The sequence below is a fragment of the Pseudomonas benzenivorans genome (genome assembly GCF_024397895.1).
Lineage (GTDB): Bacteria > Pseudomonadota > Gammaproteobacteria > Pseudomonadales > Pseudomonadaceae > Aquipseudomonas > Aquipseudomonas benzenivorans_A.
Genome location: NZ_CP073346.1, coordinates 3,336,188 through 3,353,133 on the forward strand (window position 1 = coordinate 3,336,188; position 16,946 = coordinate 3,353,133).

Consider the following 16,946-nt stretch of genomic DNA (forward strand, 5'->3'; position numbering starts at 1 on the left):
GGCTCCTTCAGTAAAGGTCCAGCGGCAGGCGGCGGGGAATGTACTGACCGTGGCCGGGTTGCTCGGCGTCGCGCAGGGTGCGCCAGGTGTAGTCCAGGGCCGAGCGCACGGCGCTGACCAGCTCCTCGCCCAGGGCCAGGCGTCCGGTCAGGGCGCTGGCCAGGGTGCAGCCGGAGCCGTGGTAGCTGCCGGGCAGGCGCTGGCAGGTAAAGGTGTGGTGGCTGCCGTCGCGGCTGTACAGGCGATTGTGCACTTGCTGCTCGTCGCCGTGACCGCCGGTAATCAGCAGGTGGCGGATATAGGGCAGCAGCTTTTCCGCACACTGGTCGGCGCTGCCTTCCGGCAGTTCGGCGAGGATGCGCGCCTCCGGCAGGTTCGGTGTGGCGATGCTGGACACCGGGAACAGCCGCTCGCGCATGGCGTAGCCGACCTCGTCCTTGCCCAGGGCGCCACCGCCGCCGGCCCGCAGCACGGGGTCGCAGACCAGCGGCACGTCCGGCAGCTGCTGGCGCAGTTGCAACACGGTGTCGACCATCTCCACCGAGCCGAGCATGCCCAGCTTGATCGCGGCCACCGGCAGGTCGGCGAGCACGGCGCGGGCCTGGGCCAGTACCCAGTCGCGGTCGAGCACGCGGAAGTCGGCGACATCGACTGTGTCCTGCACGGTGAGCGCGGTCACGGTGGGGGCGGCGTGGCAGCCTTGCGCGAGCAGGGCTTCGATATCGGCTTGCAGGCCGGCACCACCACTGGGGTCGTGGCCGGACAGGCAGAGCACTACGGGGCGGGAAGTGGGTGTTTTCATGGTGCGCGAGCTTAGCATTATTCGACCGATTTGGGCCGTGGCGGGGCGCCGCAGAGGGCTGCGTCGGGGCCGCGCCCGGTCAGGTTGGCCGGCCCGCCAATCGCTCACATCCACAACTGGGCGGCGTTGCAGGCCCTGCTGTAGAGGCCTGGCGAGCGTGACTCGACGGTCGATGCGGACGGCTTTTCGGCCTGGGGCTGTGCTAGAGTTTTGGGCAATCGTCTGACCAGGCCATGCGAGGCGGCGCCACATCGGGGGTGGGGCTCTGCGGCGGACACCGACATTGCCTTTGTGGGGCCTCATGCGTTACATCCTGATCCTTCTGTTCGGCCTGTGGCCGCTATTGGCCGGCGCGGTGACGTTCGACGAGCGTACCCGCGCCTTGCCGCTCGGCGAGGCCATTGATGTATTCGAGGACGTGCGCGGCGATGCGAGCATTGCCGACATCACCTCGCTAGCGCTGCAGGGCAGTTTCCGCCGCCACGACAAGGCGGTGCTGAACGCCGGTTACTCGCACTCGGTGTTCTGGTTGCGCCTGGACCTGGAGTATCTGCCAACGAGCGCCGAGGGGCGGCGGTCCTGGTTGCTGGAGCTGGCCTACCCGCCGCTGGACCGCCTGGAACTCTATCTGGACGACGGCCGAGGCGGTTTCCGCCTGGCCGAGCGCACGGGCGATGCCCTGCCGTTCAGCAACCGGCAGATCAAGCAGAACAATTACCTGTTCGAACTCGACTTTCAGCCGAATCAGGCGCGGCGCATCTACCTGCGCCTGCAGAGCCAGGGGTCCATCCAGGCGCCGCTGACCCTCTGGTCGCCGACGGCGTACATGGAAGAGCAGCCGGGGCGCATCTATGTGCTCGGGATCATCTACGGCGTGCTGCTGGGGATGTTGGTTTACAACCTGTTCATCTACCTGAGCGTGCGCGACACCAGCTACCTGTATTACATCCTCTATATCGCCTCGTTCGGCCTCTACCAGGTCTCGGTGAACGGTGCCGGCATCGAGTACTTCTGGCCCGACAGCCCCTGGTGGGCGAACGCCGCCACGCCCTTCCTGGTCGGCGCGACGGGGCTGTTCGGTTGTCAGTTCGCCCGCAGTTTTCTGCACACCGGCGAGCACAGTCCCTGGGTCGACCGCGGCCTGTTGTTGCTGATGGCCGCCGGGGGCGCGGTGATGGTGCTGGCGCTGACCGCCAGTTACGCGCTGTCGCTGCGCCTGGCGACCTATCTGGCACTGGCGTTCAGCGTGCAGATTTTCGCCGCCGGGATCATTGCCTGGCTGCGCGGTCTGCGCGTGGCGCGCTACTTCATCATCGCCTGGACCGCGTTCCTGGCGGGCGGGGTGATCAACACCCTGATGGTGCTCGGCTATCTGCCCAACGTGTTCCTGACCATGTACGCCAGCCAGATCGGCTCGGCCCTCGAGGTCGGCCTGCTGTCCCTGGCCCTGGCCGACCGCATCAACGCGATGAAGGAGGAGCGCAACCGCATCCTCCAGGACAGCAGCCACAAGCTGGAGGCGCTCAACCAGGAACTGGCCAACAGCAACCGCTTGAAGGATGAGTTCCTCGCCACCGTCACCCATGAGCTGCGCACCCCGATGAACGGGGTGATCGGTTCCCTGGAACTGATGCAGACGCTCAAGCTGGACACCGAGCTGGCCCAGTATCAGCAGACCGCCGCCGGCTCGGCGCGGGACATGATGCGCATGGTCAACGACATCCTGGCGCTGACCGAGCTGCAGGCCGGCAAGCTCTACCCGCGACGCGAGCCCTTCAGCCTGCGCGGGCTGTTCGACGGGCTGCTGGCGCAGTACGCGCCGCGAGCCGAGGACAAGGGCCTGCGTTTCACCTTGGAGCTGGACGAGAGCCTGCCGGATACCCTGGAGGGCGATGCCGGCAAGCTGGGCCAGAGTCTCGGTTACCTGCTCGACAATGCCATCAAGTTCACCGCTGCCGGCGAGGTCAGCCTGCGGGTCGGACGCGGCGCTGAGCCGGGCGAAGGGCTGCCGTTGAGCATCGAGGTGCGCGATACCGGCGTGGGCTTCGGCGAGTCCCAGGATGCGACCCTTTATCAGAGCTTCCAGCAGCTGGATGGCTCGATGACCCGCGAATATGGCGGCCTGGGCATCGGCCTGGCGATCTGCCGGCAGCTGGTCGAGCTGCTCGGCGGGCGCCTCAGGCATGAGTCGCAGCCCGGCCTGGGCAGTCGTTTCCGTCTCGACCTGGAGCTGGCCCTGCCGGTGCAGCGGGCTGCGCAGGCGAGCCCGCTGCGGCGCCTCAACGCCCAGGCCGTGCGCCGCCCCGAGCAGTGCACCGTGCTGGTGGTGGAGGACAACGCGATCAACCAGCTGGTGACCCGCGGCATGCTGCTCAAGCTCGGTTACCGGGTGCGCACCGCCGACAACGGCGCCGAGGCCCTCGAGGTGTTGCGCCGCGAAACCGTGGATGCGCTGCTGCTCGATTGCCAGATGCCGGTGATGGACGGATTCGCCACCTGTCGGGCGCTGCGCGCCCTTCCGGGCTGTGCCGAGCTGCCGGTGCTGGCGATCACCGCCCACAGCCACAGCGGCGACCGCGAGCGCTGCCTGGCCGCCGGCATGAACGACTACCTGGCCAAGCCGGTGAAGTTCGAGGCGCTGCGCCTGCTGTTGCATGAGTGGGTCCTCAGCCGACGGCCGGAATCGGAGGCGGAAGCCGCCAGCAGGGCGCAGTCGTCCTGACGGTTTTGCCGGCTGTTTTGCCGTAGATCCCCCTTTTTTACCGGATTGAATCCTGATTCACTGGATGCATCGTGAATCAGGATTCAGGCCATGAGCGACCCTGCCGCCGTATTGACCCTCGAGCGCAACCAGGCGCTGCGCGAGCGCATTCTCGCCTGCGCCCTGGCGCGCGTCAGCGCCGGCGGTTTCGCCGCCCTGACCATGCAGGCCCTGGCCGAGGACGTGGGCATCGCCACTGGCAGCCTGTACCGCCACTTTCGCAGCAAGGGTGAGCTGGCCGTCGAGGTGTTCGCCGCCGCCAGCCAGCGCGAATTGGATGCCCTGGCCGCCGTCCTGGCCGGCCCCGGCCGGCCGAGCGCGCGGCTGGCCGCCGGCCTGCGCCAGTTTGCCGGCCGCGCCTGGAACAGCCGCCGTCTGGCCTTCGCCCTGATTGCCGAACCGGTCGATCCGCAGGTCGACGAGCAACGCCTGCTCTACCGCGAGGCCTATGCCGAGTTGTTCGTCGGTCTGCTGGAAGAGGGCATGGCCACCGGTGAGTTCCGCCTGACCGATGCCGGCCTGGTCGCCGCCTGCCTGGTCGGCGCCATCGCCGAGTCCCTGGTCGGGCCGCTGTCGCCGCCGGCCCGGGCGGCCCGCGAGGCCGGACGCCTTACTCAGGACCTGGGCGACGTCAGCCAGAGCCTGGTCACCTTCTGCCTGCGCGCCGTCGGCGCCGAGGAGCCACAACCGTGAAGCCGAACCTGCTTGCCGAAACCCATGAGGTGCTCAACCAGGTACCGCCGCTGGACGGCGTCAACCTCTACCGTATCGACCAGCCGTTGCAGGAGTGGACGCGTCACTATCAGGGCGGCTGGGCCGAGGCGCGGATCGACGCCTACGGCGCCCTGGCCGGCGGCGAGCTGATGGCCGCGGGTTTTCTCGCCAACGAGAACAAGCCGGTGTTCAAGAGTCATGACCGCTACGGCCATCGTATCGACCTGATCGAGTTCCACCCGGCCTACCATCAGCTGATGCGCGCCGCCATCGAGCACGGCATACCCTCCATGCCCTGGACCGAACCGCGCGCCGGGGCCCAGGTGGCGCGCGCGGCCATGAGTTACCTGCACAGCCAGGCCGAAGCGGGCAGCGGTTGCCCGCTGACCATGACCTTCGCCAGCGTGCCGGCGTTGCGGCTGCAGCCGGATCTGGCCGATGCCTGGCTGCCGAAGATCCTCTCGACCCGCTACGACCCGCGCAACCTGCCGATCGAGCAGAAGGGCGGGGCGACCATCGGCATGGCCATGACCGAGAAGCAGGGCGGCACCGACGTGCGCGCCAACACCACCAGGGCCTACCCGGTCGGTGCCGGCGGTCCGGGCCAGGCCTACGAGCTGGTTGGCCACAAGTGGTTCTGTTCGGCGCCGATGTGCGACGCCTTCCTCACCCTGGCCTACACCGACAAGGGCCTGACCTGCTTCCTGCTGCCGCGCCACCGTCCGGACGGCACGCGCAACGCGTTCTACATCCAGCGCCTGAAGAACAAGCTGGGCAACTGGTCCAACGCCTCCAGCGAGGTGGAGTACCGCGGCGCCCTGGCCTGGATGGTCGGTGAAGAGGGCCGCGGCGTGCCGACCATCATCGAGATGGTGGCGCTGACCCGCTTCGACTGCATGGTCGGTTCCAGTGCGCTGATGCGCCAGGCCCTGACCCAGGCCGCGCATCATTGCGCCCACCGCCAGGTGGGGGGGCGGGTGCTGAATGAGCAGCCGCTGATGCAGAACGTGCTGGCCGACCTGGCCCTGGAAAGCGAGGCGGCCCTGGCCCTGACCCTGCGCATGGGCCGGGCCCTGGACCGGCCCGAGGACGAGCAGGAGAGCAAGTTCGCGCGCCTGGTCACCGCGGTGGGCAAGTACTGGATCTGCAAGCGCGCCCCGGCGATGATCAACGAGGCCGCCGAGTGCATGGGCGGCGCCGGCTACGTCGAGGACAGCATCCTGCCGCGGCTGTACCGCGAGGCGCCGGTCAACTCGACCTGGGAAGGCTCGGGCAACGTGCAGTGCCTGGATGTGCTGCGGGCCCTGGCCAAGGAGCCCGGGGTGCTGGATGCGCTGTTCGCCGAACTGGGCGACGGCCACGGCGATGCCCGCCTCAGGGCGCATATCCAGGGGTTGCAGGCGGCCTTCGCCGACAAGGCCGATATTCAGTACCGCGCCCGTCAGCTGACCGAGGACGTGGCCCTGGCGCTGCAGGCCAAGCTGCTGCTGGAAGCCGGCAATGCCGCGGTGTCCGATGCCTTTATCGCCAGTCGCCTGGGCCAGGGCGGGCGGGTCTATGGCACCTTGCCGCGGGGACTGGATGCACAGGCCCTGCTGGCGCGCAGCACGCCCCATCTGGTCTGAGCACGTGGCAAGCCCGGCCAGCGTGTTCGACCAGTTGCTCGACTGGCTCGGCGGCGGCCTCGGTCAGGCCGACGGCCGAGCATTTCAACCCTCTGGGCGGCGTGCACGGCGGCTACACGGCCACGCTGTTCGATGCCGCACTGGGACTGGCGGTCTATTCGGCCGCCGAGCCCGACGCGGTCTACGTGACGGCCAGCCTCGAGGTGACCTACCTGCGGCCGCTCGACGCGCAAGCGGTGCCGCTGAGCGTCGAGGCGCAGCTGCTGCATCGCGACGGCCGTCAGGTGATGGCCGAAGCCTCCTTGCAGGACTGCCAAGGGCGCCTCTGCGCCCGGGCGAGCGCGCGCTTCACCCAACCGCTTGACCCCGGGGCGGCCCCGAGGTCGCAGACTGACGGCGAATCCACAGTGGAGTAGCCGTCATGACCCGCCAGCAAGTCTTCCTCGACGAGTACCGCCAGGCCCGGGAGAAACGCGCCGCCGGCGATAGCCGCGGCGAGCTGCAGCATCTGGAGCGCGCCCATATTCTCGGCCAGCCGCGTTTCGTCGATCATCTGCGCAGCCACCTGTGGCTGCTGGCCTGGGCCTGGCGGCAGCGCGACTGGGCGGAGCTCGCCGCGCAATTGTTGCGCCTGCCCGGCAGCCTCGGCTCGCTGTTCGGCCTCTATCCCCTCGGCAACCCCGGAACCCGGCGAGTGGGTGCCTTGACGGCGCAGCCGCTGCCGGACGACCTGAAGGCCCTGCTGCCTTGAGCAACGCCGCGCTATCGCCAGGCCTGACGAAAGGGGCAAGATAGAGGCCTGAGTTCAGCCAGGAAGCACCATTGTGAACCCCAGCTCCGAAGACTTCATCGTCGCCCACAGCGCGGAGGAGGCGGTGGACCGTCTGGCCGCCCTGCACGAGCAAGCCACCGCCGGCCTGAGTCAGGCGCTCAAGCGCTACCTCAAGGCGCGCATCAAGCCCGACGCCGAGCAGCACCACCAGTTCCGCTATCCCGAACTGCGCCTGACCTACCAGGGCCAGGGTGAAGCGCCGGCCAGCGTGCGCGCCTTCGCCAAGGTCCAGATACCTGGCACCTACAGCGTCACCGTGACCCAGCCGGCGGCGTTCCGCAAATACCTGCTGGAGCAGCTGCGGCCGCTGATGCAGGACTTCACCGTGCAGGTGGAGGTGGGCATCAGTCAGCAGAATATTCCCTACCCTTATGTGGTCGAGCAGGGCGATGAACTGGCCGGTTCCGGGGTCACCGCCGCCGAGCTGGCGCGGGTCTTCCCCAGTACCGATCTGTCGGCCGCCACCGACGGCACCGCCGACGGCCTGAACGACTGGGAGAACACCGACCCGCTGCCGCTGGCGCTGTTCGACGCGGCGCGGGTCGATTTCTCCCTGCGCCGTCTGGTGCATTACACCGGCAGCGATTGGCGCCACGTGCAGCCGTGGATCCTGCTGACCAACTACCACCGCTACGTCGACCAGTTCATCCGCCACGGCCTGGACGTGCTGGTCGGTGACTCGCGTTTCGTGCGCATGGTGCTGCCGGGCAATGTGGTGATCGAGCGCGGCATGGCCGAGGGCGAGATGCAGGCGATCATCGAGACGGTGGTCTGGCACCGCTACCAGATGCCGGCCTACCACCTGCAGGCCGCCGACGGCGATGGCATCACCCTGGTCAACATCGGCGTCGGCCCGTCCAACGCCAAGAACATCACCGACCACCTGGCGGTGCTGCGCCCGCACTGCTGGCTGATGATCGGCCACTGCGGCGGCCTGCGCCAATCGCAGACCATCGGCGATTACGTGCTGGCCCACGCCTATATGCGCCGCGATGGCATCCTCGACCGGGTGCTGCCGCCGAACATTCCGCTGCCGGCTCTGGCCGAGGTGCAGCAGGCGCTGCAGGAGGCGGCCCGGCAGGTCACCGGCGAGCAGGGCGACGAGCTGAAGAAGCGCCTGCGCACCGGCACCGTGCTGACCTACGACGACCGCAACTGGGAGCTGCGCTGGGCCCAGGAGCGCCCGTTGATCAACCTGTCGCGGGCGGTGGCGGTGGACATGGAGAGCGGCACCATCGCCGCCCAGGGCTATCGCCTGCGGGTGCCCTACGGCACCCTGCTGTGCGTCTCGGACAAGCCGCTGCACAGCGAGATCAAGCTGCCCGGAGCGGCCGGCGCCTTCTACGAGCGGGCGGTGACCCAGCACCTGCATATCGGCATCGCCGCCCTGGACCTGCTGCGCAGCCAGCTCAACTCGCTGCACTCGCGCAAGCTGCGCAGCTTCGACGAGCCGCCGTTCCGCTAGGTCGGGTAGGGTGCGCCTTGCGCACCAGGCGTCCACACGCAACGGTGCGCAGGGCGCACCCTACCGGGTAGATATCTCCTTATTTACTGGCGTCCAGCACCACCCGGTAGCGCGCCTTGCCGGCGCGCAGGTGGTCGATGGCGTCGTTGACCTTGCTCATGGGGAAGTGCTCGACCTGCGGCAGGATCTGGTGGCGGGCGCAGAACTCCAGCATCTTCGCCATGTTCGCCGGCGACCCCACCGGCGAGCCGGACAGGCTCTTCTGCTGCGGGATCAGGTTGAACACGTGCACCGGGATGGCGCTCGGCGCGATGCCGACGAAGTGCAGGCGGCCCTTGCCGCGCAGGGTGCCGATCAGGGCCGGCCAGTCCAGGTCGGCGCTAGCGGTGATCAGCAGGAAGTCCAGGCTGCCGGCAATCGCCTCCAGTGCGGCGCTGTCGGTGGAGGCCACCACCTTGTGCGCGCCCAGGCGCTTGGCCTCCTCCTGCTTGTTCAGCGAGGAGGTGAAGGCGGTGACCTCGCAGCCCCAGGCGTTGAGAAAGCCCAGGGCCAGGTGGCCGAGGCCGCCGATGCCGACCACGCCGACCCGGTCGGTGGGTTTGACGCCGAACTCCAGCAGCGGGCTGAACACCGTGGAGCCGGCGCAGAACAGCGGTCCCACCAGGCTCGGCTCGAGGCCGTCCGGCAGCGCAACGGCCCAGGCCCAGTGGCTGCGCAGGCGGTCGGCGAAGCCACCGTTGCTGCCGATGATGGTCGGCTTCACCGTGCCGCACAGCTGGTGCGCGCCCTCGATACAGGAGCTGCAATGCATGCAGCTGCCCTTGTACCAGCCGATGCCCACGCGCTGGCCGAGCTTCAGGCCACGGGCCTGCTCGCCGAGGCGCACGATGGTGCCGACCACCTCATGGCCGGGGATGAAGGGGTAGCGGCTCATGCCCCACTCGTTGTCGATCATCGACTGGTCGGAGTGGCAGATGCCGCAGTACTCGACGGCCACCTCGACCTCCTCGGCGCCCAGCGGGCCCGGGTCGTAGCTGTGGCGTTGCAGGGCGGCGCCGGGAGCCATGGCGGCCCAGCCGGTGAAACGCTCGAGTACGGATTCGGAATTGCTCATGGGAACTGCCTCGGTGCGAAGAGAAACAACCCGCTCAGCTTAGTCGCCCTGTCGGGCGCCGGCGCCCCCATCACCGTGGGTGATGATGGGGCAACGCCGTCGGTTACACTGCGGCTCCCGCCCATCGCCGTTGGAAGCGTCATGTCCCGTCCGCCCCGTTCCGCTGCCCATCGCCGCCCATCTGGCCAGCCTGCCGCGCGCCGCGTGGCCAAGGCGCCGCCGAGCGAGCCGCGGCTGATCCTGTTGAACAAGCCGTTCGACGTGCTGACCCAGTTCCAGGACGAGCAGGGCCGTGCCACCCTCAAGGATTTCGTTGCGGTGCCCGGCGTCTATCCGGCCGGGCGCCTGGACCGCGACAGCGAAGGCCTGCTGCTGCTGACCAACGACGGCCGTCTGCAGGCGCGCATCGCCGACCCCAAGCACAAGCTGGCCAAGACCTATTGGGTGCAGGTGGAGGGCGAGCCGACGGCCGAGCAGCTGCAGGCGCTGCGTGATGGTGTGCCGCTCAACGATGGCCCGACCCTGCCGGCCGAGGCGCGGTTGCTGGACGAGCCGCAGCTGTGGCCGCGCGACCCGCCGGTGCGGTTCCGCAAGAGCGTGCCGACCCGCTGGCTGGAGCTGGTGATTCGCGAAGGGCGCAACCGTCAGGTGCGGCGCATGACCGCGGCGGTGGGGCTGCCGACCCTGCGCCTGGTGCGCGTGCGGATCGGCCCCTGGGGGCTGGAGGACTTGCAACCCGGCCAGTGGCGCGAGGTGCCGGCCCAGCTGTAGGCACGGCGCACCCTGCGCACCCTGCGCAGACGAGGCGATGGGGGGCTTCAGCCCTGGATGCCGCGCGTTACTTCGATGATGTAGGTGATGATCGGCTTGGCCAGGAAGGCGAACAGGCACAGGCCCAGGCCGAGGAACAGGATGGCGGTGCCCAGACGCCCGGCCTTGGACTTCTTGGCCAGGTCCCAGATGATGAAAAACATGAACAGCATGAGCCCGCCCACCAGCACGTACATCATCAGGGCTTCGAACTGTTCGGTTTCCATGGGCGCCTCGCGGATAGGACTGGGACAACGAAGGGCGGCGATTATACCCGCCCTGGCCGTGCCCGCAGCCGACGCCGGTCGGCCTGCGGCGATCAGCCGCGCAGGTGCTGCAGCGGCAGCTGGGTGCTGGAGAGAATCTGCTGCAGGACGAAGCTCGAGCGCACGCTGGACACCCCGTCGATGCGGGTCAGGGTGCCGAGGAGAAATTTCTGGTAGTGGTCCATGTCCGGCACCACTACCTTGAGCTGGTAGTCGGCGTCCATCCCGGTGACCAGGCAGCACTCCAGCACCTCCGGGCACTGGCGGATCGACTCCTGGAAATGCTCGAAACGTTCCGGGGTGTGCCGGTCCATGCCGATCAGCACGTAGGCGGTGAGGGTCAGGCCGAGCTGCTTGCGGTCGAGCAGGGCCACCTGGCCGAGGATATAGCCGTCGTCCTGCAGCTGCTTGACCCGCCGCGAGCAGGGCGAGGGCGACAGGCCGATACGCTCGGCCAGGTCCTGGTTGGACAGGGTGGCGTCACGCTGCAATTCGGCGAGGATACTCAGGTCGTAGCGGTCAAGTCTGTGCATGTTCTGTCTGCTTTGTTTGATAAATTGCGTTGAGTGATGCCTGGCTAGTAGAAAATTGCGCAAGCTATGCTTCATTGAGCAATATTAGCAATCATCTGTCGCGGCCGTTGCCCTAAGATTTACCTCAGTTTCACGGCCCGGACGACACGTCCACCCGGCACGCCCAATCAGGTGCGCCGGCGCCGCCGGTCCTACAGGGCCGCCACGGCACCCGGGTCCGCACTGCCCAACCAGGCGGGCGACGAAAGCGGCGACATCATTGCCAGCACAGGACACCATTGCAGAGGGGAGGCCGCGAGGTCTCCCCTTTTTCTTGCCCGCTCGCGGCGTGGCTCAGAGGATGCCGAAGGCCTGGCGCAGCAGATAGCCGGTCAAATAGGCCAGGGCGGCCGCGGTGCCGCCGGTCAGCAGGGTGCTCAGGCCCGAGATCAGCAGCGGCTTGGTGAACACCAGGCTCTTGAGCATGCCGATGGCGAAGAACACCGCAGCGGCCAGGCCCGCGCTGAGGCCGAACTGCCAGGGCAGGGGCAGGCCCGGAACGAAGTACGGCAGCAGGGGAATGGCGCCGGCGAAGATAAAAGTGGCGAAGGTCACCGCCGCCGAGCGCCAGGGGCTGGCTTCGGTCTTCTGCAGGCCGTGCTCCTCCACCAGCATGGTCTCGACCCAGAGCTCACGGTCCTGGCTGATAGTCTCGACTATGGCTTCCAGGGTCTCGCCCTCGAAGCCCTTCTGGCGAAACAGCTGGCGGACTTCCTCCTGTTCGCCGTCGGGTACCCGGTCGATGTGTTCTTCTTCCATGCGCCGGGTCTGCTCGCGGAATTCGCGTTGCGCCTTGATCGCCTCGTAGTTGCTCACCGCCATGCTGAAGCCGTCGGCCAGCAGGTTGGCGAAGCCGAGGATCAGCGCGACGGAGGCAGGGAAGCCGGCACCGAAGGCGCCGGACACCACGGCGAAGGTGGTGATGCAGCCGTCGATGGCGCCGAGCACGGCGTCGGAAATGTCCTGGGAGCGGTTGCCCGTGTTCAGGCGTTTGGCGATCACCTCCGGCTGGTGCTGGCGATAGAGCTCTTCCAGGCTGGTCTTTTTCACGGGCGGGGCCTCCGGACAAGACAGGCCCGTTAAGCATATGCGCAATCCATGGTGGGGCCCTGGGGCGCAAGCGGGCCTCAGGGTTTGACCACCTCCGGCGGGTCGGCGTGGACCAGCACCTCGGCGCGTGGGAATTCACGGGTGATCGCCGCCTCCACCTGGTCGCACAGGCCATGGGCCTGGCTCAGCGACAGCTCGCCGGGCAGCACCACGTGCAGCTGGACGAACCAGTGGGTGCCGGAGATGCGCGTGCGCAGGTCGTGGGCCCCAAGCACGCCGGGCACGCCGCAGGCCAGCAGGTGCATGCGTTCGGTCAGTTCGGGGGCCAGTTCCTGGTCCATCAGCACCGCCACGGCTGCGCGCACGATGCTGATGGCGCTCCACAGGATGTAGCCGGCGATGGCGATGGCGAACAGGGCGTCGGCCTGGGGCCACCCCAGGCTGGCGGCGATGAGCGCGAGCAAGATACTGCCGTTGAGTAGCAGGTCGGAGTGGTAGTGCAGCGAGTCGGCGTGGATCGCCGTGGAGCCGGTCAAACGCACCACATGGCGCTGGAACAGCAGCAGGGCGAGGGTCAGTGCCAGGGACAGCAGCATCACGGCGATGCCCAGGGTCTCGGCCGTCAGCGGCTGCGGATCGAGCAGCCGCTTGACCCCCTGCACCGCAACCAGCACCGAGCTGGCGGCGATGAACAGGGCCTGGCCGAGTCCGGCCAGGGCTTCGGCCTTGCCATGGCCGTAGCGATGGTCCTCGTCCGCCGGGCGCAGGGCGTAGTGCACGGCGAGCAGATTGAGCAGCGAGGCGGCGCCGTCGAGCAGTGAGTCTGTGAGCCCGGCAAGCAGGCTGACCGAGCCGCTCAGCCACCAGGCGATGGCCTTGGCCAGGGCCAGGGTCAGCGCCGTGGCCAGTGCCGCGGCGCTGGCCTGGCGCATCAGCCGCGCATGCTGCGGGGCCAGCTTCAACTTCACGGTGTGTCCGCCTGCGGGGACGACAACTACGCCGCCGGCGTTAGGCCATGGGCGGCCAGTTGCTCGAGGTTTGCGCTGTGCTGGATCAGCCGCGGGTCGTCGAGTGGCAGGCTGTGGCCGGTGTGCTGCTCGATCAGCGCCTTGAGCTTGGCATTGTCGACGCGCCCCTCGGCGTCCACCGCCTGCTTGAGGGTTTCCGGCGCCATGGAGTACTGGCCGTTGGGCAGGTAGATGGCGCCGGTGGCGAAGTCGATGCCGAAGGCGATCAGCCCGGGAATGACGAAGAACAGGATGCCGATGGCATCCAGCGCCACCACTACCGGGTCGACCCGGCCTTCGATCTGTCCGCGCCGGTCGGGGTAGAGCAGCGTGCCGCAGGCGCTCAGCTGGGTCAGCAGGGTGGCGGCGAGGACGCCGCCGATCAGGCGGGTTTGCTTGTGCATCGGGCACCTCCATATGAAAGTCGGCGCCACTATAGCAAGGCGTCTGCGGCAAAACTGCTGCGAGGTGAACGTCACCATCACAAGTCTCGGGGCGCGCGGCGTTGGCCGTTATAATCGCGGCCCTGAACTGGAGCCGTGATGAATTCCCTGCCTATCGATGCCCTGTTGCCCGACCTGCGTGAGGCCCTGGCCCGCCGCCACGAGGCGGTGCTGGAAGCGCCGCCGGGCGCCGGCAAGACCACCCGCGTGCCTTTGGCCCTGCTGCACGAACCCTGGCTGGCCGGGCAGCGCATCCTCATGCTCGAGCCGCGCCGCCTGGCCGCCCGGGCCGCCGCCGAGCGCCTGGCCAGCGAGCTGGGCGAGCGGGTCGGCGAGACCGTCGGCTACCGCATCCGCCTGGACAGCAAGGTCGGCCCGCGCACGCGCATCGAGGTGGTCACCGAGGGCATCCTTACCCGCCGCCTGCAGGACGATCCGGCCCTGGAGGGCGTCGGCCTGGTGATCTTCGACGAATTCCACGAGCGCAGTCTCGACGCCGACCTGGCCCTGGCCCTGTGCCTCAATGGTCGCGCGCTATTTCGTGAAGCAGCGGGGCGTGACGCCGACAGCGGCGAGCCGGCGCTGAAGCTGCTGCTGATGTCGGCGACCCTGGAGGGCGAGCGCCTGGCCGCGCTGCTCGGCGAGGCGCCGGTGCTGCGAAGCGAGGGGCGCATGTATCCGGTGGACATTCGCTGGGGCCAGCCCTGGCAGGCCGGCGAATGGCCCGAGCCGCGGGTGGTGCAGACGGTGCTGCAGGCGCTGGACGACGAGCCGGGCAGCCTGCTGGTGTTCCTTCCCGGGCAGGCGGAGATTCGCCGGGTCAGCCAGCAGCTGGCCGAGGCCCTGGGCGGGCGCGCCGACGTCCGCCTGTGCCCGCTGCACGGCGAGCTGGAACTGGGCGCCCAGCGCGCGGCCATCGAGCCGGCGCCGGCAGGCACGCGCAAGGTGGTGCTGGCGACCAACATCGCCGAGACCAGCCTGACCATCGACGGCGTGCGCGTGGTGGTCGATGCCGGCCTGGCGCGGGTGCCACGCTTCGATCCGGGCAGTGGCATGACCCGTCTGGACACCCAGCGCATCTCCCGCGCCTCGGCCACCCAGCGCGCCGGCCGCGCCGGGCGCCTGCAGCCGGGGGCCTGCTACCGCCTGTGGTCGCAGGCCCAGCACGAGCAGTTGGCGAGCTATGCGGCGGCGGAAATCCTCCAGGCCGATCTGGCCGGCCTGGCCTTGCAGCTGGCGCGCTGGGGCGTCAGCCCGGACGAGCTCATCTGGCTCGATCCGCCGCCGCCGGCCGCCTATGCCCAGGCCCAGGACCTGCTCAAGCGCCTCGGCGCCCTGGACGATCATGGCGTGCTGACCGCCCATGGCCAGGCCATGGCCGAGCTGCCGAGCCATCCGCGCCTCGCCCACCTGCTGCTGCGCGGCCAGGACCTGGGTCTCGGCGCCCTGGCCTGCGACCTTGCCGCGCTGCTTTCGGAACGGGACATCCTGCGTGGCGGCGGGGCGAGCCTGCCCGGAGTGAACCTGCCCGGGGCCGACCTGCACAGTCGGCTGGCCCTGCTTAACGGCGAGCACAAGGCCGCGCGCGGTGCTCAAGGCGCGGTGCAGCGGGCTCGGCAGCTGGCGCGGCAGTTCCAGGGCTACCTGAGGCCGCGCCCGGTCGGCGCGGCCGTGGCGGACCCGGAGCACCCGCGCTGGCTCGGCGCCCTGCTGGCTTTCGCCTATCCGGACCGGGTCGCCTGCCAGCGCCGTGCCGGCGGCGCCGAGTACCGCCTGGCCAACGGCCGCGCGGCGCTGCTCGCCGAGGCCGACGGGCTGATGAAGCACGAATGGCTGGTGCTGGCCGACCTGGGCAGCCGCCAGGGCCAGCGCGAGGAGCGCATCTACCTGGCCGCCGAGCTCGAGCCGGTACTGTTCGACAGCATATTGGCCGAGCAGGTTAGCGACCTGCAGGTGCTCGACTGGGATGAGCGCGAAGGCGTGCTGCGCGCCGAGCGCCAGCGCAAGGTCGGCGAGCTGGTGCTCAGCCGCGAGCCATTGGCCGATCTCGACGAGGCGCAGCGCAGTCGTGCCCTGCTGGGCCTGGTACGGCGCAAGGGCCTGGCGTTGCTGCCCTGGACTCCGGAGCTGCGCCAATGGCAGGCGCGGGTGCAGCTGCTGCGCGATCTCGACCTGGCCGCCCAGGGCAAGAGCGCGTGGCCGGACCTGTCCGATGGCGCGCTGCTGGCCAGCCTGGAGGATTGGCTGCAGCCCTACCTGGGCAAGGTCACCCGCCTCAGCCACTTCGCCAACCTGGATCTGCCGAGCCTGCTGCTGAATCTGCTGCCTTGGCCGCTGCCGCAGCGGCTCGACGAACTGGCGCCGCGCACCCTGCAGGTGCCGTCCGGCTCGCGCATCGCCCTGGACTACAGCGAGCGCCCGCCGGTGCTGGCGGTGCGCCTGCAGGAGCTGTTCGGCCTGGCCGAGACGCCGCGCCTGGCGGGCGGCCGACAGTTGGTCAAGCTGCACCTGCTGTCGCCGGCGCGCCGGCCGGTGCAGGTGACCCAGGACCTGGCCAGCTTCTGGGCCAGTACCTATGCCGAAGTGAAGAAGGACCTCAAGGGGCGCTACCCCAAGCACTACTGGCCGGACGATCCGCTGATCGCCGAACCTACCGCGCGGGCCAAACCGAGAAAATGAGGCGCCGCGGCGTTCAGTTCAGGCTCAGGTCCGCGCCGGCCGCGCGCAGCTCCTGGTAGGCGCGATCCAGGGCATCGCGCAGAGCCTCTGCGCCCGGGGCATGGCGCGAGATGATCAGCTTCAGCGGCAGGCGGTGCAGCTGGACGAAGGGCAGCTCCGGCACGCCCAGTTCGACGCGCGCCTGTTCCACCGGGTCCTGATAGTCCAGGAGGAAGTCGCCGCGTCCGCGCTGGAGCATTTCCAGCGCCGAGACATGGCTGCCGGTGCGATGCTGGCGGATGTCCAGGGCCGGGTCGTCGATCAGCCGGTTGACCGACGGCCAGTAGCTGTAGCCGCTGATCAGGATCAGTCCACGGCCGTACAGGTCGTCGGGGATGCGTGGCAGCAGGGTGTCGCGGCGAAAGTACAGATTGAGCACCGCCTCGCCGAGTTGCGTACGGCTTTCCAGGGTGTGCTCCGCCAGTTCGGGTTTGCCCGGTGCGCCGGGCCAGATATGCACGCCGCCATCCTGCAGTTCACTGTACAGGCGCGCGCTGGGGTAGGCGCGGATATGCGCCTGGTAGCCGGCCTGTTGCAGCAGGCGCTGGGTCAGGCGCAGGGCGGGCCCCTGGGGGCGGCCCTGGTCGTCGCAATAGGAGTAGGGGGGGAACTCATAGAAGCCGACCTGGATCACCGGCTGTGGACTGCCGGCGACGGTCTGGGCCTGGCTGGTCGTAGAGTACAGGGCCGCAACCAGGGCGAGGTATAGGAGTCTTGGCATCGAGTACCCGGCGGCTCTTGGCCGTCTTGTTGTTATCAGGAGTTAC

At 68.9% G+C, this 16,946-nt stretch carries 16 protein-coding genes; 8 read left to right on the forward strand and 8 right to left on the reverse strand.

The window, feature by feature from the left end; genetic code table 11:
• Positions 1-7 precede the first annotated feature (7 nt).
• On the reverse strand, positions 8-802 hold the full coding sequence (locus KDW96_RS15645) for a hydroxymethylpyrimidine/phosphomethylpyrimidine kinase (RefSeq protein WP_255837150.1): 795 nt from the start codon (positions 800-802) through the stop codon (positions 8-10).
• Between the two features lie 301 nt (positions 803-1,103).
• On the opposite strand from KDW96_RS15645, the gene KDW96_RS15650 reads away from it, so the two are divergent.
• The 6 genes from KDW96_RS15650 to amn all read left to right on the forward strand — a co-directional run bounded on the left by KDW96_RS15650 (position 1,104) and on the right by amn (position 8,199).
• The gene (locus KDW96_RS15650) at positions 1,104-3,524 is read left to right on the forward strand and encodes a hybrid sensor histidine kinase/response regulator (RefSeq protein WP_255837151.1); all 2,421 of its coding nucleotides are present in this window, start codon (positions 1,104-1,106) and stop codon (positions 3,522-3,524) included.
• A 90-nt stretch (positions 3,525-3,614) separates the two neighbouring features.
• Entirely contained in the window at positions 3,615-4,256 is a 642-nt protein-coding gene (locus tag KDW96_RS15655; protein WP_255837152.1) for a TetR/AcrR family transcriptional regulator, read from the forward strand.
• Positions 4,253-5,902 carry an acyl-CoA dehydrogenase family protein gene (locus tag KDW96_RS15660; RefSeq protein WP_255837153.1) on the forward strand — a complete coding sequence of 550 codons (1,650 nt, stop codon included), beginning with the start codon at positions 4,253-4,255 and terminating at the stop codon, positions 5,900-5,902. The genes KDW96_RS15655 and KDW96_RS15660 overlap by 4 nt, the downstream gene beginning before the upstream one ends.
• Before the next feature lie 101 nt (positions 5,903-6,003).
• Positions 6,004-6,318 carry a PaaI family thioesterase gene (locus tag KDW96_RS15665; RefSeq protein ID WP_255837154.1) on the forward strand — a complete coding sequence of 105 codons (315 nt, stop codon included), beginning with the start codon at positions 6,004-6,006 and terminating at the stop codon, positions 6,316-6,318.
• Positions 6,319-6,323: 5 nt separating this feature from the next.
• Positions 6,324-6,653, forward strand: coding sequence for a DUF3703 domain-containing protein (locus KDW96_RS15670; RefSeq protein WP_255837155.1), 330 nt, complete (start codon positions 6,324-6,326; stop codon positions 6,651-6,653).
• Between the two features lie 73 nt (positions 6,654-6,726).
• Entirely contained in the window at positions 6,727-8,199 is a 1,473-nt protein-coding gene (gene amn / locus KDW96_RS15675; RefSeq protein WP_255837156.1) for an AMP nucleosidase, read from the forward strand.
• A gap of 79 nt (positions 8,200-8,278) precedes the next feature.
• Here amn and ahr read toward each other — a convergent pair whose 3' ends face one another.
• A complete protein-coding gene (gene ahr, locus KDW96_RS15680; RefSeq protein WP_255837157.1) occupies positions 8,279-9,313 on the reverse strand; it encodes an NADPH-dependent aldehyde reductase Ahr in 1,035 nt (344 codons plus the stop codon).
• A gap of 204 nt (positions 9,314-9,517) precedes the next feature.
• On the opposite strand from ahr, the gene KDW96_RS15685 reads away from it, so the two are divergent.
• Complete coding sequence (locus tag KDW96_RS15685; protein ID WP_255840541.1) at positions 9,518-10,084, forward strand: pseudouridine synthase; 567 nt, start codon at positions 9,518-9,520, stop codon at positions 10,082-10,084.
• A gap of 47 nt (positions 10,085-10,131) precedes the next feature.
• Here KDW96_RS15685 and KDW96_RS15690 read toward each other — a convergent pair whose 3' ends face one another.
• The 5 genes from KDW96_RS15690 to pmcY all read right to left on the reverse strand — a co-directional run bounded on the left by KDW96_RS15690 (position 10,132) and on the right by pmcY (position 13,422).
• Positions 10,132-10,350 carry a DUF2788 domain-containing protein gene (locus tag KDW96_RS15690; protein WP_255837158.1) on the reverse strand — a complete coding sequence of 73 codons (219 nt, stop codon included), beginning with the start codon at positions 10,348-10,350 and terminating at the stop codon, positions 10,132-10,134.
• A gap of 92 nt (positions 10,351-10,442) precedes the next feature.
• Positions 10,443-10,922: an Lrp/AsnC family transcriptional regulator gene (locus KDW96_RS15695; RefSeq protein ID WP_255837159.1), complete on the reverse strand. Its 480-nt coding sequence runs from the start codon at positions 10,920-10,922 to the stop codon at positions 10,443-10,445.
• A 333-nt stretch (positions 10,923-11,255) separates the two neighbouring features.
• Positions 11,256-12,011: a VIT1/CCC1 transporter family protein gene (locus KDW96_RS15700; protein WP_255837160.1), complete on the reverse strand. Its 756-nt coding sequence runs from the start codon at positions 12,009-12,011 to the stop codon at positions 11,256-11,258.
• A 77-nt stretch (positions 12,012-12,088) separates the two neighbouring features.
• Positions 12,089-12,943 carry a cation diffusion facilitator family transporter gene (locus KDW96_RS15705; protein WP_370295460.1) on the reverse strand — a complete coding sequence of 285 codons (855 nt, stop codon included), beginning with the start codon at positions 12,941-12,943 and terminating at the stop codon, positions 12,089-12,091.
• A gap of 62 nt (positions 12,944-13,005) precedes the next feature.
• Positions 13,006-13,422 carry a periplasmic Zn2+ metallochaperone PmcY gene (gene pmcY, locus KDW96_RS15710; RefSeq protein ID WP_255837161.1) on the reverse strand — a complete coding sequence of 139 codons (417 nt, stop codon included), beginning with the start codon at positions 13,420-13,422 and terminating at the stop codon, positions 13,006-13,008.
• A gap of 138 nt (positions 13,423-13,560) precedes the next feature.
• On the opposite strand from pmcY, the gene hrpB reads away from it, so the two are divergent.
• The gene (gene hrpB / locus KDW96_RS15715; RefSeq protein ID WP_255837162.1) at positions 13,561-16,140 is read left to right on the forward strand and encodes an ATP-dependent helicase HrpB; all 2,580 of its coding nucleotides are present in this window, start codon (positions 13,561-13,563) and stop codon (positions 16,138-16,140) included.
• A 13-nt stretch (positions 16,141-16,153) separates the two neighbouring features.
• On the opposite strand, the gene KDW96_RS15720 is transcribed toward hrpB, so the two are convergent.
• Entirely contained in the window at positions 16,154-16,900 is a 747-nt protein-coding gene (locus KDW96_RS15720; RefSeq protein WP_255837163.1) for a substrate-binding periplasmic protein, read from the reverse strand.
• Between the last annotated feature and the right edge of the window lie 46 nt (positions 16,901-16,946).

Coding starts and splice junctions, on each gene's coding strand:
- KDW96_RS15645 (WP_255837150.1), bottom strand. CDS start 802: ATGAAAACACCCACTTCCCGCCCCGTAGTGCTCTGCCTGTCCGGCCAC.
- KDW96_RS15650 (WP_255837151.1), top strand. CDS start 1,104: ATGCGTTACATCCTGATCCTTCTGTTCGGCCTGTGGCCGCTATTGGCC.
- KDW96_RS15655 (WP_255837152.1), top strand. CDS start 3,615: ATGAGCGACCCTGCCGCCGTATTGACCCTCGAGCGCAACCAGGCGCTG.
- KDW96_RS15670 (WP_255837155.1), top strand. CDS start 6,324: ATGACCCGCCAGCAAGTCTTCCTCGACGAGTACCGCCAGGCCCGGGAG.
- ahr (WP_255837157.1), bottom strand. CDS start 9,313: ATGAGCAATTCCGAATCCGTACTCGAGCGTTTCACCGGCTGGGCCGCC.
- KDW96_RS15690 (WP_255837158.1), bottom strand. CDS start 10,350: ATGGAAACCGAACAGTTCGAAGCCCTGATGATGTACGTGCTGGTGGGC.
- KDW96_RS15695 (WP_255837159.1), bottom strand. CDS start 10,922: ATGCACAGACTTGACCGCTACGACCTGAGTATCCTCGCCGAATTGCAG.
- KDW96_RS15705 (WP_370295460.1), bottom strand. CDS start 12,943: ATGCGCCAGGCCAGCGCCGCGGCACTGGCCACGGCGCTGACCCTGGCC.
- pmcY (WP_255837161.1), bottom strand. CDS start 13,422: ATGCACAAGCAAACCCGCCTGATCGGCGGCGTCCTCGCCGCCACCCTG.
- hrpB (WP_255837162.1), top strand. CDS start 13,561: ATGAATTCCCTGCCTATCGATGCCCTGTTGCCCGACCTGCGTGAGGCC.
- KDW96_RS15720 (WP_255837163.1), bottom strand. CDS start 16,900: ATGCCAAGACTCCTATACCTCGCCCTGGTTGCGGCCCTGTACTCTACG.